The organism is Rhizobium sp. BK316, assembly GCF_014193695.1.
GTDB lineage: Bacteria > Pseudomonadota > Alphaproteobacteria > Rhizobiales > Rhizobiaceae > Rhizobium.
Genome location: NZ_JACHZR010000002.1, coordinates 527,892 through 543,436, shown reverse-complemented (window position 1 = coordinate 543,436; position 15,545 = coordinate 527,892). Strand labels below are relative to the sequence as shown.

The window sequence follows — 15,545 nt, the reverse complement described above, 5'->3', positions numbered from 1 at the left end:
ACGCTGCGACTATCAGGAGTCGCGCGCCGATGACAGTCAGAGAACGACAGATCGATCAGAAATTGTTCGCGAATTATCCCGCGGATACGGCTTTCAGCTTCTCAGCGATCTCGCGTGCGACGAAGACTGTATGTTCCGTTATCTGCGGCAAGCCCATCAGTTCCCCGAACGTGCCGCGTGCAAGCGGCCCTGAAATGAGCAGCGACGAGATCACCGTGCCTTCCGGTCCCAGAGCCTCGGAGCGCTCGCTGCAAGCAAGCCCGAGGCCGGTCGGGTCGAGGGCGAGATAGCCCTCTCGCGCGAGTTCGCCGAGCCAGGGCTGCGTCTGCAAAATGCCGCCATGCGCCGGACCGGTCGTGACGAGGACGGCATCGAACGTCCTCTCCAATTTTTCACGTGCGTGGCGCGGCTGGAGCGTGATGCGGATCGCCTCACCCTCTGCCTTCGCATCGGCGACGGATGCCGCAAGGATTTCCAGCCTGCCGGCTTCGATTGCAGCATCGAGCACTTCCTCCACCTGCGGCGCAATGCGGAAGCGGTGAACATCCCAATAAGGCCGCAGATGCCGAACGATCCGCCGCCGTTCGGCAACCGGCAAACGACGCCAGAGATCGTGGCCCTGGCCGCGCACCTGATCGATCACGGCATGCCAACTCTGGCCCCGTTCGATCGCCTGGCGGATCGTCTGGCGGATAAGGCGCAGCAGCGCGATGGCTGATAGTGCCGGCTCGGAGATAAAATCACCGAACGCCTCCTGCGGGACGGCAGCATGGCCGCGCGAGCGAAGGCCGCGGCGGGAAATTGCGGTAACCGGGCCTTCGTGGCCGTTTCGTGCAAGGGAGGCGATCACGTCTGCCGCCGTCAACCCATTGCCGATGACGAGAACCCTGTCATGCGGCCGCACGACTTCGAGCGCACCCGCTTTCGTGGTGTCGACAATGAAGCGCGGGTGTTCTCCAAGAATGGCCGCCAGCCTGCCCGGCGCCACCGGCGGCGGATGGCTGGTGGCGATGGCGACGATATCGGCCTCCGTCAGCCCACCCTTGTCATCGAGGATCGCCCAGCCATTACCTCGGCGGTGGATGCCGGTCACCGTCGCCCGGCGATGGCCAATGGCACCCGACTTCAGGAAGGGCTGGAGAAGCGAGCCGACGTAATCGCCGAATACGCGTCGGCGCGGGAAGAGCTGGCCGTTCTCGCGTGCGGCTTCGGGATCGTCGCGCACGGCATTGTTCGCCTCGATCCAGCGCTGGAATTCTTCCACATCATCGGGCTGCAGACTCATCTTGGCGGCCGGCACATTGATGCGGTGCGCCGGATCGGCAGTGTCGTAGGCAAGGCCGCGGCCCAGCATGGGACGCGGCTCAAAGACCACGATATCGGGTGCATCCTCGCCAGCAAGCTTCAGCAGATGATAGGCGACACCCGCCCCGGAAACGCCGCCGCCGATGATGGCAACGAGCGGCCGCTGGGATTTCTGTTCGGTCGGAGTTTGTATCTGGGACTGCATCTCAGCCGGCGTTATTTCAATCGATGCCGGAGCATAGGTGGAGCATGAAGGCCATGCAATGCTCCGGCACAATAGTCTATAATTTTTATGCAGAAACCTACAGCGACCCGATCAACCGGAGATCGTGGTTGCGAATTCCGGCGTACCTCTAATGGTGTTGCTGACCGTGCAGATCTCGTCTTCGGCCATATGCGCGATCTTGCGGCGCGTTTCCTCGTCGATATCGCCCTTGATGGAGAAGGCGATGTTGAATTTCGCAACGCGCGACAGCCCTTCCGCCGCCTTCTCGCCAGTCACATCAGCGGTGATCTCGGTGATCTTGTCGAGAATGCCGAGTTGGCTTGCCGCCATGCGGGCGCTCAGCACGAGACAGGCCGAAAGCGAGGAATAGAGCAGATCGAGCGGGTTGAAGCCCGGCTGTGATGGGCTGGTGACGATATCGATCTCGCCGCCGGTGACCGAGGTGACGTGCGGGAAACCAGTACGCCCGAGAACGGCATTTGCACCTGTGGGACGGGGACGAGCCTTGAGATCGGCCATTTTGAAATCCTCTATCGAATATAGCTTTCAGATAGTGTTTTCGGCTCAAAGCCGCAATGCGATGATTTGATTTTCGCCGAGCGCTGCCGAACGGAACCTTTCTACCCTTCAGCGGTTTTTTCGTGAGCAACCTCATGAAGAGGCACGTTTTTCCCATGCCCAATGTCCGCCACATCGACCGCAAGCACAAAAGTATGGATGCCCGCGACCGGCTGATCGTCGCGCTCTATGCGCAGCTCAAGGCCGAGCGGGAGACACGCGAGACGCTGGAATGGGCAATCCGCAACGGTGCGGTATCCAAGGACGTCCTCGAGGCGATCGTCGCCGACCCGGTTCCCGTCGTCACGAGCGAGGATATCGCATCGCTTGAAAAGATCATCGCGCGTGACGAGCATCGCAGCCGTTCGCCCCCGCAATGAATGACCAGAACGGCTGACAAGGAGGAAAGCACATGGCCGACATCACCTATCAGATCGTCCGACATGACAATGGCTGGGCCTACAAGCTCGGCGATACATTGTCCGAACCCTACGCCACGGCAGAACAGGCAATGGATCGCGCAAGAAACGCAGCCGCGCGCCAGAAGATCGGCGGCGGCGATGCGCTGCTCGCCTATCCGGCGCCGGATGGAAGCGGCTGGAAATTCCAGCCGATCGAAACCGACAAAAGCAACAGCAGGCTCTGAACGGAGAAGACGATGGCAGCACGCGCGAGCTGGAAGGGCCATCTGAAGGTCGGCGACCTTGCTTGCGCCGTTGGCCTCTATACGGCCGTTTCCTCTTCCGACCGCGTCTCTTTCAACATCGTCAACCGCAGGACCGGCCATCGCGTCGAGCGGCAGTTCGTCGACAGCGAAACCGGCAAGCCGGTGGAACGCGACGACCAGGTTAAGGGCTACAGGATGGAAAGCGGCGACTACATCCTTGTCGAAAGCGATGAGATTGCCGAGATCATGCCCGAAAGCGACAAGGTGCTGAATGTTCAAGGCTTCATTCCCTGCGATGGGATCGACAAGCTATATTTCGACCGTCCTTACTATCTGGCACCAGTCGACGAGCATGATGTGGAAGCCCTCGCGTTGATTGCCAGAGGCATGCTTGACGGCAAGGTGGCAGCCCTTGCCGAAGCCGTGCTCTTCCGCCGCAACCGCACGCTGCTCATCCGCGCGCATGACGACCACATCATCGCGACCATGCTGAACTTCGACTATGAGGTGCGCTCGGCAGATTCAGTCTTCAAGGACATTCCCGATATCAAGTTCGACAAGGAGATGCTGGATCTCGCCGGCCATATCATCGCGACCAAAGAGGGCCGTTTCGACCCAAGCGAATATCACGACCGCTACGAAGCCGCGCTCGTCGAACTGGTGAAAGCCAAGATCGAAGGTCGCGCACCGCCGAAACGCAAGCGCGAGCCCGAGCGCAAGGTGGTCGATCTCATGGAGGCGCTGCGCCAAAGTGCGAAAATAGGCGGCAAGGCACCCGCGAAAAAACCTGCCGCACGCAAGACCTCCGATAAAAACAGCAGGAAGGCGAGCTGATCATGGCGCTTGAGACCTATCAGACCAAACGCGATTTCAAGATCACTCCGGAGCCACGCGGAAAAAGGAGCCGCGCGAAGGGCAACAGCTTCGTGATCCAGAAGCACGACGCCACACGCCTGCATTATGACTTCCGCCTTGAGATGGACGGTGTGCTGAAGAGCTGGGCCGTGACGAAAGGTCCAAGCCTTAATCCGGAGGACAAGCGCCTTGCGGTTCATGTCGAGGATCATCCCCTCGCCTATGGCGATTTCGAGGGCATCATCCCAAAGGGCCAGTATGGCGGCGGTACGGTTATCGTCTGGGATCGCGGCACATGGACGCCGCTCGGCGATCCGCACAAGGCCTACCGCAAGGGGCATATGGAATTCGAGCTCGACGGCGAGAAGCTGAAGGGGCGCTGGCATCTGGTGCGCATGCATGGAAAGCCCGGCGAGAAGCGCGAGAACTGGTTGCTCATCAAGGGCGACGACGCAGAAGCCCGCCATGAGGGCGGTGCCGATATTCTCGAAGAGCGCTCCGAATCCGCCAAAACCGGTCGGCAAATCGAAGAAGTGGCGGAGAATCCCGACGCTACCTGGCACTCCAGACCGGAAGGCGGCAAGGCTATCGCCACAAAGGCCAAGGCGCAGCCCAGAAGAGCAAAGTCTTCAGCCCCGCAAGAGCAGGATTGGCCTGACGGCGCGAAAAAAACTGATATGCCCGACTTCATCGAGCTGGCGCTCGCCAAGCTGAAGCCTAAGCCACCGGCCGGCGAGCGCTGGATCCACGAGATCAAGTTCGACGGTTATCGGCTGCAGGTGAAGATCAAGGACGGGCGGGTGACGATGTACACACGCGGCGGCCTCGATTGGACGGAAAAATTCGGCCGGAACATTGTCGATGCCTTCGCATCCTTGCCGACCGAGACGGCCATCATCGATGGTGAGCTCGTGGTGGAGCGCGATACCGGCGCATCAGATTTCTCCGCTCTGCAGCACGATCTCAGCCAAGGCCGCTACGACCGCTTTGTCTTCTATGCTTTCGACCTGCTCTATCTCGATGGATACAGTCTGCTCAATGTAAGCCTTGTCGAACGCAAACACCTGCTGGAGAAGCTGCTTCCCAAAGATAGCGCCAAGCTGCGCTACAGCGCGCATTTCAATGAAAATGGCGGCCTCGTGCTGAACCATGCCTGCAGGCTCAGTCTCGAAGGCGTCGTCTCCAAGCAGCGTGACAGCAAATATGTCTCCGGCCGTAAGGGTGAATGGATCAAATCCAAATGTTCGCAGCGGCAGGAATTCGTCATCGGCGGCTACGTGCCCTCGACCGCCATGAAGAATGCCGTCGGCTCGCTCGCCATGGGCTACTACGAGGATGGCGCGCTGAAGCATGTCGGCCGTGTCGGCACCGGCTATACGGTGGCGACCGCGCAGATGCTTTACGAGCGGCTGTCGGCGATGGAGATGAAGCAGAATTCCTTCGACGACAAGCTGACCGCCGAGGAGCGGCGCGGCCTGCATTACGTCAAGCCGCAGCTCGTTGCCGAAGTGGAGTTCCGCGCATGGTCTGCCGATGGTAATCTGCGCCATGCGGCCTTCCGCGGATTGCGGGAGGACAAGCCGGCAAGGGAGGTTGTGCGCGAGATGGAAAAGACGACCGCGAAAAACCTGCCGAAATCGGCTGTGACGCTGACGCATCCCGACCGCATCTATTGGCCGGACGAAGGCGTCACCAAGGAAGGCCTCGCCAATTATTATGCGCAGGTCTGGCGCTTCATGGCCCCCTATGTGGTCAACCGGCCGCTTGCCCTGCTGCGCCTGCCCGACGGTATTTCCGGCCATCAGCGCTTTTTCCAGAAACACGCCTGGAAAGGCATGAACGACCATATCGAGGAAATCACCGACCCCAAGGACAAGGGCGGCGAGAAACTGCTGCGTGTTACCGATTTCGACGGTGTCGTTGCGCTGGTGCAATCCGCCGTACTGGAGATCCATCCCTGGGGCACAACGACGGACAATTGGGAAAAGCCCGACATGATCACCATGGACCTCGACCCCGGCGAGGATGTGCCATGGGAGAATGTGATAGCCGCGGCTTACGAGCTGAAGGAGCGCATAGAAGGCGAAGGCCTTGCGGCTTTCGTCAAGACCTCAGGCGGCAAGGGCCTGCATGTGGTGACGCCGCTGGAACCGAAAGCCGGCTGGGACGACGTGAAAGCCTTCTCAAAATGGCTTGCAGACAGCATGTCGAAGGATGATCCCGACCGCTACCTCGCGACCGCGACCAAAGCGAAGCGGGAGGGCAAGATTTTCATCGATTACCTCCGGAACGGCCGCGGCAATACCGCTGTCGCTGCCTATTCCACGCGCGCTCGTCCGGGTGCGGCCGTCTCCATGCCGCTGGAATGGAATGAGCTGACGACCGAGATCGGCCCCGCCTATTTTACCGTCGATAACACGCCGGCGCGGCTCGACGCGCTTAACAAGGATCCGTGGGATGGGTTCTTCGCAGCGGCCAAGCCGTTGCAGAAGCGCAAGTCGAAGTCGTGATGATTGGTGCGCTGCTTGCCGGAGATCAACGCGGCTTGCCGCGCCCGCTTTCCGCCGCCAGGCTCTTCTTCAGCGCATCCATGATGTTTATGACATTACCTGTTGATCTGACCGGCTCGGGTTTACGGGCGGGGGCGGCCTTCTTGAGGCTCTTCTCCTTGCCGCGGATCAGCGCTTTCAACCGTTTCTGAACCGGATCCTGCACCATCGAAGGGCTCCACTCCTTCGTCTCTTCCTTGACCAGCTTCTTCATCAAGGCCAGCAACTCGCTATCGACCTTTGCCTTCATATCGAGTTCGGCTGCCGGTTCGCGCACCTCGTCACCATAGCGCAGCGTCCACAGAATGATGCCCTTGCCCTGCGGCTCCAGGAGTACGGCGCGCTCGCGCCGGTAGAGCACCAACCGGGCGATGCCGACGACATTGTTGGCCCTCATGGCCTCGCGGATCACGCAGAAAGCTTCCATTCCAACCTTGTCTTCCGGCGCTAGAAAATGCGGCTTGTCATACCAGATCCAATCGATCGATCCGCTCGGCACGAAACTGTCGATATCGATCGTGCGGGTGCTCTCCAATCCCACCTCCTCGATCTCCTCATCCTCGAGCAGAACATAGTCATCCTCGCCACGCGGATAACCCTTCACCTGATCCCTCTCGGAAACCGGTTTATGCGTGACGCTATCGACATACCGGCTTTCGACACGGTTTTTCGTTGCGCGGTTCAGCACATGAAACCGCACCTTGCTCGACTCCGTCGTCGCCGGCGTCAGTGAAACGGACGCAGTGACAAGCGAGAGCTTCAGATAACCTTTCCAGAACGCTTGTCGGGCCATGCGCCATAAACGGCGATTGAGGCGGGAGGTTCCGCTCGGTGACGCTCGCCTGAGCGGAATCCAAGCCCGACACGCAGATTTTCAACGGGATGTGATGGCTAGAAGCCACCGAAGGCAAGCGGATATCCGTTTCGACAACTTACTGACATGATTTCGTACCAACTGGTTCGATGTCGCAGTTATCAGGCAATCAGATGCTAAAAGAAGATGTATCCCGCGCGAAAAAACTCGCTCTTATCCTCACGCTGTTCTTTGGCGTGATCATATCCTACGCAAAGTTCACCGGACTATTTCCGCCACCGGATCTGCACGACGAGAGCAAATACGGGCCACCAGGCTGGTTCTCAAGCTTCGACCTCGGGCCTTCGCCATTCCCTCACCCACCGGAATTTCCGCCAGTCGACAGACCGCACGACATTCCCGTCTGAATGATGCAGACCGGAAAAGCGGAACACGGTCACCAGACAGGCGAAGACGTCAGCGCGGTGAGAAACAAAATGTTCTGATATGGCTATATTAGGAATGGTGCCCAGGACCGGAATCGAACCAGTGACACGCGGATTTTCAATCCGCTGCTCTACCAACTGAGCTACCTGGGCTAGCCATGCTTCGTGGAAAACATTCCGATTGGAATGTCAGGGCCTTGGTTCGCCCCGGAAGCGAGCGGGGTTATAGCATCTTGTTCGCCCATGGCAAGCATCAAATGATAGTTTTTTGACGGTCTTGCTGACTTTGGCGATTTGCGAGGAAAAATAAGGGCTTCGCGGTGGAAAACCTAGTTTTCCTCGTCGGGGTAATCTGCCTTCGTCTCATCGTCGGCGACAGGAATGGCGTAGGAGCCCGTCAGCCAGCGCGACAGGTCCACTTCGCGGCAGCGGTTGGAGCAGAAAGGATAATGCTCGCGGTTCGACGGTTTGCCGCATTCCGGGCAAGGACGCGTCTTGCGCAGCGGCGCGACCTTGCCGCCGGTCTTCATTTCATCAGACATGGTTTCCTCCTACCGCATCGGCCCGAAAATCCTTCCGATTTTCGGAAAGCCTGATGCGTAGATTCAACAAGGTAGAGCGCCGTGCGTCCGAATGGACGCACGGCGCTCTAGCAGGAGATCAGCCCTCGGGCCAACGGCTGTGGACGTCGAAGCCCTCGCCGGTCAGAAGCAGGATGGTTTCATAAAGCGGCAGCCCTACGACATTGGTGTAGGAACCCACCATTTTCTGCACGAAGGTGCCTGCCAGGCCCTGGACGCCGTAAGCGCCGGCCTTGCCGCGCCATTGGCCCGAGGCAATGTAGTTTTCAATCTCGAAACTCGACAGGCGCTTGAAGCGCACCTTCGTCTCGACGATTTTCTGGCGCACCTTGCGATCAGGCGTGATCAGGCAGATGCCCGTATAGACCACGTGGTTGCGGCCGGAGAGCAAATGCAGGGAATTCGATGCCTCATCGGCGAATTCCGCCTTGCCGAGAATGCGGCGGCCAACGGCGACGACCGTATCGGCGGACAGGATATAGCTGCCCTTCCAGGTGATGTCGCCCTTGATGGCGGCCAGTGCGGCTTCCGCCTTTTCGCCCGAGAGACGGCGGGCGAGCGAGCGCGGGTGCTCCGACTTCTTAGGCGCCTCGTCGATATCCATCGGCATCAGGCGCGAAGGCTCGATGCCGGCCTGATTGAGCAGATCGACGCGGCGGGGCGAGCCCGAGGCCAGAATGAGCTTGTATTTCAGCGCCATGGAACCTCGACCATCGGCAGGCGGGAGCGGAAGCTCGTGGGAGTTTCGCAGACCAAGCTTACTTGAAGCGGTAGGTGATGCGGCCCTTCGTCAGGTCGTAGGGCGTCATTTCAACCAGAACCTTGTCGCCGGCGAGAACGCGGATGCGGTTCTTGCGCATGCGGCCGGCGGTGTGAGCGATGATCTCATGCTCGTTTTCGAGCTTCACGCGGAACGTCGCATTCGGCAGAAGTTCGGTCACGATACCCGGGAATTCGAGGACTTCTTCTTTCGGCATATAAGGGTTTTCTTCCTGTGTGTTGGATAAAGCGGCGCAAGGCGCCCAAAAATTTGCGCGGAAACTACACAATCAACGGGGATTTGTGAACCTCGTAGATCGGGCTTTCTGACTTTTGTTTCACGCCGATTGCGCGGCAATGCCATTTCTCTTGAGCAGCCGGCTTTCGATGAGGCCGGCTAGGTGATCGCGAACCTCGCGATAACTGTCCAATATCTGCTCGCGCGTTCCGGTTGCGACCGTGGGATCCATGGTCGGCCAGTAGACGACATCGACGGCGTTGGAGCGTGTCAACTCGAGCGCTGCGTGATGGGCCGGCGGTGAGAGCGTGATGATGAGGTCGAAATAGTCGTCCTCAAGTTCCTCCAGCGTCTGTGGCAGGCGGCGGCCAAGCGACAGGCCTATTTCTTCCAGTACGACATCGACGAAAGGATCGCGTTCGCCGGCGCGAACGCCGGCAGACCGTATATAGGTATTGGCAGGCAGAATGCTACGGGCGATCACTTCCGCCATGGGCGAGCGGATGACGTTCAGTCCGCACATGAAGAGGATGGCGCCTGGCCGCTTTCCATCCTCTGTTTTGACGCCCGGCTCCATCGCGGTCATCCGCGCCAGTAGAGCACGCAGACCAGCGTGAAGAGGCGCCGGGCCGTATCGAAATCGACGTCGATCTTGCCGGAAAGCCGGTCCTTGAGGGTCTGCGAGCCCTCGTTATGAATACCGCGCCGCCCCATGTCGATCGCCTCGATGCGGCTTGGCGAGGCAGAGCGGATCGCCTCATAGTAGCTCTCACAGATCATGAAATAATCCTTCACGATCCGCCGGAAGGGTGTCAGCGAGAGAATGTGGGTCGCGACATCCTCGCCCTTTTCCGTGGTGATGGAAAAGACGAGCTTGGAATCGACCAGTGAGATATTCAGCCGGTAGGGACCGCCGGCATGGCCTGACGGCTTAAAGGAATTCTCCTCGATCAGATCGAAGATCGCCACCGCCCGCTCGTGTTCGACGTCAGGTGTCGAACGGCCGATCGTATCGTCAAGGACAACGTCGCAGAGCCGGAAGTCGCCCTTCGCCATTCCCTCACCTTTCGAGGTTCAGGCGGATCGCGACCGATCGCGCATGGGCGTCGAGGCCTTCGGAAACGGCAAGCGCAATCGCGGCCGGGCCGAGATCGCGAAGCTGCTGGGGGCCAAGCCGCAGGATCGAGGTGCGCTTGACGAAATCGAGAACCGAAAGACCGGAGGAAAAGCGCGCCGAACGCGCCGTCGGCAGCACGTGATTGGAGCCGCCGACATAATCGCCGATCACTTCCGGCGTATGCGCGCCGATGAAGATCGCGCCGGCATTGCGGATCTTGTCCACGAAGGCATCGGGATCGGCAACGGCGAGTTCCAGATGTTCGGCGGCGATGCGGTTTGCGAGCGGAATGGCATCCTTGAGATCGGAGACAAGGATGATTGCACCAAAATCGCGCCAGCTGGCCGCAGCAGTCTCTGCACGGTTCAGCGTCTTCAGCTGCCGTTCGACGGCCGCTTCGACCGCCTTGCCGAATTCTTCGTCGTCGGTGATCAGGATGGCCTGGGAGCTCTCGTCATGCTCGGCCTGCGCCAGCAGATCAGCGGCAACCCAATCGGGATTGTTGTCCTTGTCAGCAATGACGAGCACTTCTGACGGGCCGGCGATCATGTCGATACCCACAGTGCCGAAGACCTGGCGCTTGGCGGCGGCGACATAGGCATTGCCTGGGCCAGTAATCTTGGCAACCGGGGCAATCGTCTCCGTGCCATAGGCAAGGGCAGCAATCGCCTGCGCGCCGCCGACGCGGTAGATTTCACTCACGCCGGCGAGTTTGGCGGCGGCCAGCACGGCCGGATTGACCGAACCGCCCGTCGCCGGCACGGCGATGACGATGCGGTCGACGCCTGCGACCTTTGCCGGCACGGCATTCATCAATACCGAGCTCGGATAGCTCGCCGTGCCGCCCGGTACGTAGAGACCAACAGCTTCGATCGCGGTCCAGCGTGAACCGAGACCGACGCCCATGTCGTCCTCGTAGATATCGTCCTTCGGAAGCTGGCGGCGATGATGGGATTCGATGCGGAGTGCGGCAACCTTCAGGGCGCCGAGCACTTCCGAGGGGACGACCTCGACGGCGTTATCGATTTCTTCCTCGGTGACGCGCATCGGCACGGTGGCGTAGTCGATGCTGTCGAACTTCTTCGAATATTCGGCGAGCGCCACATCGCCGCGGGCGCGCACGTCGTCGATGATGGCGCGCACGACGGCATTGACGTCTTCGGAGACCTCACGCTTGGTGGTCAGAAAGTCCGCGAAACGCTGCTCGAAGCCGTCGGATGCCTGATTGAGCCAGATTGCCAAGGCGGTGTTCCTTCTCTACTCGAAACGATTGCGCTCAGATGCCGGGGTGGCGCGGCTTGGAGCCCGCTTCCCAGGCGCCGCCGATATCGGCAAGCTGCACCTCGATGCATTCGACATCGAGGGCGATCGAGGCCGTGCCTGAGAGCGAGAGCTCGAGCGTGCCTTCCGGCCCCTCGCCCTTCTGCTCGAAACGCAAAGCGAGCAGCGACAGCACATCGTCGCGCCGCGAACGATCGATGCCGATCGAGCGGACGGAAAGCACGCGCTTGAACACGAGGGCCGCGCGGCGGCGTTCGAAACCCTTGCGCTTGCGGGCTGCCTCTTCCCAGACGAAACGGTTGGCGGCGATCGCGAACTGTTTGTCGCGCGACGACCAGTCGATATCGGCGACCTTGAAGACGCTGTCCTGCATATGCGCGGAAATGACCGCAAGGTCCTCACTATCGAGCGCAACGAGCTTCAGGTCGGTCATCCAGCCTCTATCCCATGTCTTTCGGCCGCAGCTGCGGCGATCTGTCAGACAACGGAAATAAGGCGCGGCGGTCAAATACGCAACCAGGATAAAGGGCGCATAAGCGCCCTTTTCTTACTCGCTGACGCGTTCGACGATGGCGCCGCAGCGGGTCAGCTTCTCTTCCAGCCGCTCGAAGCCGCGATCGAGGTGATAAACGCGGGAAACCGTGGTTTCGCCTTCGGCGGCAAGGCCGGCGATGACGAGGGAAACGGAAGCGCGAAGATCGGTCGCCATGACAGGGGCACCCTTCAGCCGCTCTACACCCTCGATCTTTGCCGTCTGGCCCGACAGCGAGATCTTCGCGCCGAGGCGGGCGAGCTCCTGCACATGCATGAAGCGGTTTTCGAAGATGGTTTCCGTGACATGCGAGATGCCGGAAGAGCGGGTCATCAGCGCCATGAACTGCGCCTGCAGGTCGGTCGGGAACCCCGGGAAGGGATCGGTGACGATATCCACCGGCTGGATGCCGGCGCCATTGCGCTTGATGCGCATGCCATTATTGGTCGACGAGATCTCCGCGCCGGCGCGGCGCAGCGTTTCCAGCGCCGTTTCCAAGAGGGCAATATCGGTATTTTCGAGTACGACATCACCGCCGGCCATAGCAACGGCCATGGCATAGGTGCCGGTCTCGATACGGTCAGGCAGGACGCGATGGCGCGCGCCGGACAGCGAGGTGACGCCCTCGATTGTGATGGTCGGAGTGCCGGCGCCGGAAACCTTGGCGCCCATGGCGTTCAGGCAGTTGGCGAGGTCGACGACTTCGGGCTCACGGGCGGCATTGCCGATCACGGTCGTGCCGCGGGCAAGCGTTGCCGCCATCATCAGTACATGCGTTGCGCCGACGGAGACTTTCGGGAAGGTATAGTGGGTGCCGATGAGGCCGCCCTGCGGTGCCTTGGCGTTGATATAACCACCGTCGATTTCCATCGTGGCGCCGAGTGCGGTCAGGCCCTCGATGAAGAGATCGACCGGGCGCGTGCCGATGGCGCAGCCACCCGGCAGCGAAACGCGGCAATGGCCTTCACGGGCGAGAAGCGGACCGATGACCCAGAAGGAGGCGCGCATCTTCGAGACCAGCTCATAGGGGGCGGTCGTATCGACGATGGTGCGGCAGGTGAAATGGATCGTGCGGGCGTAGGAATCTTCCTGGCGCTCGCGGCGGCCGTTGACCGCAACGTCGACGCCGTGATTGCCGAGGATGCGCATCAGCAATTCGACATCGGCGAGGTGGGGCACGTTTTCCAGCGTCAGCGTATCGCTCGTCAAAAGCGAGGCGATCATCAGCGGCAGCGCGGCATTCTTGGCGCCGGAAATCGGAATGATGCCATTGAGCTCATTACCGCCGACAATTCTGATACGATCCATGTGCACTTACGGGCGAGGCCCGCCTTTCCTGAAAAAGTTTTGCCTGTGGGGGCAAGGCAAGAAGTGGGGGTGTTTAGAGCAAATCCCCCGACGCTTCAATTCGTCGCGGACCGAACATTACGATTCGTCCATTTTTGCGGCGGCTGGTTTTGCGGCGGGCAGGCCATCCGTCTCGTCCGCCTGGCCGGACTGGCGGGCGCGCACCTGCTGTTTGCGTTTCGAAAGATTTTCTCTCAGCTTTTCGGCCGCCCGTTCGCGGCGCAATGCCGCCTGGGCCTCTATGGCCTCTTTCCGGCTCTGCCGGCCCTTTTCAGTCTCTTCGTTCATGCACCAGAATTAACCGAATTCGCGCCGTTCCAAAAGTGGGCCAGCCGTTATTCCCAGAGAAGTTGGAATTTGCTGCTTGCGCTCCTGCCGAAGCTGTGGCAATAGGCGCCCCGTTCACGCGAATTGAGCGTTTCCGCTTCACGCGTCTGGTCCTGCTGCCGTAGCTCAGTGGTAGAGCACACCCTTGGTAAGGGTGAGGTCGGTGGTTCAATCCCACTCGGCAGCACCAGTTTTCTCCCTTAGCATTATCCACTGCACCAATCGGCGCCATTGCTGCCGGCAAAAATCTCGCTAGAATATTAGCATTCTGAAGCCTTCGCGGAGGGAACTCCGAGGCTTCGTCAATGTTTCTATCGAGACATGCTGGAGGAGCATCGATGGCGACTGAACGATGGAATGGTCCGATCAAGGTCGGTTTCGAAGAGGCGGGAGCGCGCACGGTTAACGGACCGTTCGATGCCTTGGCATGCCTTGCCGATCACTGGCCTGCTGTGCGCGGACTGAAATATCTGAAGGCACGCAGCGCCTGCCGCGCCGCACTCGATGGCCGAAAGAGTGTCGAAGAGGCCCGCGCGGAGTTCATGGCGGCGGCCGAAGAAGCGAAACTTAAAGTGCATTGAGCTTTCGGCGGCGATATCGGACAATAAAAGTCCGATCCGTTCCGAAACGGAGCAATACTTAATTTTCACTTAACCCTGCGCAGAGCTCACGCAGGGCTTTGTCTCGAAAGAGATTGCGCCGCTCATCTGTTCATCCATAGAACGACGCCAGCCATCATGATGATGGTTAGAGGCTCGTCACCCTCTATGGGAGACTGCAGACGAGCCTCGTCCGAAAGAAACTTCGAATATTCCATCAGCAATTCGAAGTATTCCCATCCTTCATCTGAATATATCCTACACCGATGATTGTGCCATCCGCGGCGCGGATGAAGGACGGCAGGAAATGCGGTTCGGCGGTTTTGCAGACGGCGGCGCTGATATATTCGTTCAACGCGATCTCGTCCTTCGGCAGAGCCGAATAATTCATATCGGTTTCGAGTGAGGCATAGGCGGAGCCGGCAAAGGCGCCGCACCCCAGAAGAAGGGCCGCAGCCCACGGGCGCATAAGCGTTTGCATTATTGTCTCCAGCATTGAAATCAGCTTTTCAACACGCGAGACGGGAGTTGGTTCCTCGGAAACTCCTGAAGGGAACCAGGATTTATCTCACCAGCAAGCGGCAATGCACATAACCGCTTCCGACGATCTCCTCGGCAATTGCCAGCGCTCGCACGCTATCGCCCCATTGCCGAACGAAACCTTCGAGAATAACGCTGGAACCAACGCTGATGACGATGATGTCAGTCGCGTCGAGATCGGCTGCGGCATGCAGGGCGCTTTCCACGGACGCGCGTAAGGCGACCGCGTTGTGGTCCTTCATCCAGGCCTCCTCGTGGGGTGGCGAGTTGTGAAACGGCAGCACCATGACCGTTCCTGACGTTGGCTAATAGGGATTTAACGCATGAACACGACGTTTTGTTGCCACGTGCTGCCGGCTGGAGGCATAGTCGCCGTGGTGGTGCTCCGATACGCCTGCCCTTGCCAGGAGGCGTCAGGAGCCGCCGCAAGCAATTGCAGCCGAAGGAAACGATGATGAACGCGCTGGTGCCTGCCCTTCTTGCCACGACCCTTCTGGCCGCACCTTTGCTGGCCGGCTGCTCGGCCGCGGACACACCTGCGCTGGAGCCTATTCCCGGCAGCATCACCTATGGCGGGCAACCGCGCACGAAGCTGACGAAGTCGCCGATCGGCAGCGCGGTCTATAACGACTTTTACAACCAGCATGGCGAGCACGTCTACGAAACCTATATTCTCCAGCCCGACCGCAGCCTGAAGTTGACGCGGCGCCAGATCGTGCCGGACTTTCCGTAGTAGAAGCTATGAGCTGGCGCATCAGGCTTTCCGAAAATCGGTCGATTTGCGCGCCGATGCTGCAGTGCATGGCAGTCCGCACCTGCTTGACA

Annotated in this window: 20 protein-coding genes and 2 tRNA genes; 7 read left to right on the top strand and 15 right to left on the bottom strand. The window is 59.9% G+C overall.

Annotated elements, in window-relative coordinates; all coding sequences use genetic code 11:
• Window positions 1-73: 73 nt before the first annotated feature.
• Together FHT87_RS11225 and FHT87_RS11220 are read right to left on the bottom strand one after the other, a co-directional pair.
• Window positions 74-1,510, bottom strand: a complete 1,437-nt coding sequence (locus tag FHT87_RS11225) for an FAD/NAD(P)-binding protein (protein WP_183801843.1) — start codon at window positions 1,508-1,510, stop codon at window positions 74-76.
• Window positions 1,511-1,621: 111 nt separating this feature from the next.
• A complete protein-coding gene (locus tag FHT87_RS11220; RefSeq protein ID WP_183728463.1) occupies window positions 1,622-2,050 on the bottom strand; it encodes an OsmC family protein in 429 nt (142 codons plus the stop codon).
• A gap of 155 nt (window positions 2,051-2,205) precedes the next feature.
• On the opposite strand from FHT87_RS11220, the gene FHT87_RS11215 reads away from it, so the two are divergent.
• From FHT87_RS11215 to ligD, 4 genes are read left to right on the top strand one after another with little or no spacing between them, the layout of a single operon-like run.
• Window positions 2,206-2,469, top strand: coding sequence for a hypothetical protein (locus tag FHT87_RS11215; RefSeq protein ID WP_183729212.1), 264 nt, complete (start codon window positions 2,206-2,208; stop codon window positions 2,467-2,469).
• A 32-nt stretch (window positions 2,470-2,501) separates the two neighbouring features.
• On the top strand, window positions 2,502-2,735 hold the full coding sequence (locus FHT87_RS11210) for a DUF2188 domain-containing protein (RefSeq protein ID WP_183801840.1): 234 nt from the start codon (window positions 2,502-2,504) through the stop codon (window positions 2,733-2,735).
• Window positions 2,736-2,747: 12 nt separating this feature from the next.
• Window positions 2,748-3,590, top strand: a complete 843-nt coding sequence (locus tag FHT87_RS11205; protein ID WP_183801837.1) for a Ku protein — start codon at window positions 2,748-2,750, stop codon at window positions 3,588-3,590.
• 2 nt (window positions 3,591-3,592) lie between these two features.
• Window positions 3,593-6,121, top strand: a complete 2,529-nt coding sequence (ligD, locus tag FHT87_RS11200) for a DNA ligase D (protein WP_183728454.1) — start codon at window positions 3,593-3,595, stop codon at window positions 6,119-6,121.
• A gap of 25 nt (window positions 6,122-6,146) precedes the next feature.
• On the opposite strand, the gene FHT87_RS11195 is transcribed toward ligD, so the two are convergent.
• From FHT87_RS11195 to FHT87_RS11140, 11 genes are all read right to left on the bottom strand, one after another.
• Window positions 6,147-6,953, bottom strand: a complete 807-nt coding sequence (locus FHT87_RS11195) for a Ku protein (protein WP_183801834.1) — start codon at window positions 6,951-6,953, stop codon at window positions 6,147-6,149.
• 523 nt (window positions 6,954-7,476) lie between these two features.
• Window positions 7,477-7,552, bottom strand: a tRNA-Phe gene (locus tag FHT87_RS11185).
• Window positions 7,553-7,728: 176 nt separating this feature from the next.
• Window positions 7,729-7,941 (bottom strand): DNA gyrase inhibitor YacG, encoded by a 213-nt coding sequence (gene yacG / locus FHT87_RS11180; RefSeq protein WP_183728446.1) that lies wholly within the window; start codon window positions 7,939-7,941, stop codon window positions 7,729-7,731.
• A gap of 118 nt (window positions 7,942-8,059) precedes the next feature.
• A complete protein-coding gene (locus FHT87_RS11175; protein ID WP_183728443.1) occupies window positions 8,060-8,680 on the bottom strand; it encodes a Maf-like protein in 621 nt (206 codons plus the stop codon).
• A 58-nt stretch (window positions 8,681-8,738) separates the two neighbouring features.
• A complete protein-coding gene (infA, locus tag FHT87_RS11170) occupies window positions 8,739-8,957 on the bottom strand; it encodes a translation initiation factor IF-1 (RefSeq protein WP_003545338.1) in 219 nt (72 codons plus the stop codon).
• A 120-nt stretch (window positions 8,958-9,077) separates the two neighbouring features.
• A complete protein-coding gene (locus FHT87_RS11165) occupies window positions 9,078-9,563 on the bottom strand; it encodes a low molecular weight phosphatase family protein (RefSeq protein ID WP_183728440.1) in 486 nt (161 codons plus the stop codon).
• Window positions 9,560-10,033 carry a UPF0262 family protein gene (locus FHT87_RS11160; protein WP_183728437.1) on the bottom strand — a complete coding sequence of 158 codons (474 nt, stop codon included), beginning with the start codon at window positions 10,031-10,033 and terminating at the stop codon, window positions 9,560-9,562. The genes FHT87_RS11165 and FHT87_RS11160 overlap by 4 nt, the downstream gene beginning before the upstream one ends.
• A gap of 4 nt (window positions 10,034-10,037) precedes the next feature.
• Window positions 10,038-11,336 carry a histidinol dehydrogenase gene (hisD, locus tag FHT87_RS11155; protein ID WP_183801828.1) on the bottom strand — a complete coding sequence of 433 codons (1,299 nt, stop codon included), beginning with the start codon at window positions 11,334-11,336 and terminating at the stop codon, window positions 10,038-10,040.
• 34 nt (window positions 11,337-11,370) lie between these two features.
• Window positions 11,371-11,808 carry a DUF2948 family protein gene (locus tag FHT87_RS11150; protein WP_183801825.1) on the bottom strand — a complete coding sequence of 146 codons (438 nt, stop codon included), beginning with the start codon at window positions 11,806-11,808 and terminating at the stop codon, window positions 11,371-11,373.
• Between the two features lie 114 nt (window positions 11,809-11,922).
• Entirely contained in the window at window positions 11,923-13,215 is a 1,293-nt protein-coding gene (gene murA, locus FHT87_RS11145; protein WP_183801822.1) for a UDP-N-acetylglucosamine 1-carboxyvinyltransferase, read from the bottom strand.
• A 117-nt stretch (window positions 13,216-13,332) separates the two neighbouring features.
• Complete coding sequence (locus FHT87_RS11140; protein ID WP_183801819.1) at window positions 13,333-13,542, bottom strand: hypothetical protein; 210 nt, start codon at window positions 13,540-13,542, stop codon at window positions 13,333-13,335.
• Window positions 13,543-13,696: 154 nt separating this feature from the next.
• Here FHT87_RS11140 and FHT87_RS11135 point away from each other — a divergent pair.
• Both FHT87_RS11135 and FHT87_RS11130 read left to right on the top strand, forming a co-directional pair.
• A tRNA-Thr gene (locus FHT87_RS11135) sits at window positions 13,697-13,771 on the top strand.
• Window positions 13,772-13,919: 148 nt separating this feature from the next.
• Window positions 13,920-14,162, top strand: a complete 243-nt coding sequence (locus FHT87_RS11130; protein ID WP_183728408.1) for a DUF982 domain-containing protein — start codon at window positions 13,920-13,922, stop codon at window positions 14,160-14,162.
• Window positions 14,163-14,397: 235 nt separating this feature from the next.
• Here FHT87_RS11130 and FHT87_RS11125 read toward each other — a convergent pair whose 3' ends face one another.
• Both FHT87_RS11125 and FHT87_RS11120 read right to left on the bottom strand, forming a co-directional pair.
• Window positions 14,398-14,661, bottom strand: a complete 264-nt coding sequence (locus tag FHT87_RS11125) for a hypothetical protein (protein ID WP_183728405.1) — start codon at window positions 14,659-14,661, stop codon at window positions 14,398-14,400.
• Between the two features lie 82 nt (window positions 14,662-14,743).
• Window positions 14,744-14,962, bottom strand: a complete 219-nt coding sequence (locus tag FHT87_RS11120; protein WP_246698102.1) for a BON domain-containing protein — start codon at window positions 14,960-14,962, stop codon at window positions 14,744-14,746.
• Window positions 14,963-15,174: 212 nt separating this feature from the next.
• Here FHT87_RS11120 and FHT87_RS11115 point away from each other — a divergent pair, with 212 nt between their 5' ends.
• Entirely contained in the window at window positions 15,175-15,453 is a 279-nt protein-coding gene (locus FHT87_RS11115; protein WP_183729209.1) for a hypothetical protein, read from the top strand.
• The last annotated feature ends 92 nt before the right edge of the window (window positions 15,454-15,545 follow it).